This is a genomic window from Halomonas sp. ND22Bw (assembly GCF_003011945.1).
Taxonomy (GTDB): Bacteria; Pseudomonadota; Gammaproteobacteria; order Pseudomonadales; family Halomonadaceae; genus Halomonas; species Halomonas halophila.
Genome location: NZ_PXWD01001297.1, coordinates 1 through 255, shown reverse-complemented (window position 1 = coordinate 255; position 255 = coordinate 1). Strand labels below are relative to the sequence as shown.

The 255-nt window shown below is 70.2% G+C and carries 1 pseudogene; it reads left to right on the top strand.

Annotated elements, in window-relative coordinates:
- Positions 1-255 (top strand): annotated as a pseudogene (locus CVH10_RS22370) (hydroxymethylglutaryl-CoA reductase); the annotation flags it as partial.

The window sequence follows — 255 nt, the reverse complement described above, 5'->3', positions numbered from 1 at the left end:
TCACGTGCACGCTCGTCGACGAGCGGATGACGCGCTCCGTCGTGTTCGAGACGCCCTCGGCCGCCGACGCGGTGCGCTGCCGCGACCGGATCGAGCAGCTGCGCGACGGCCTGCAGGACGTCGTCGCCGGGTCCAGCCGCTTCGCCCGGCTCATCGACGTCCATTACCAGATTTACGGCCGCCTGCTGTTCGTGCGCTTCGAGTTCCTCTCGGGCGACGCCTCGGGCCACAACATGGCGACGCTGGCGGCGGAGA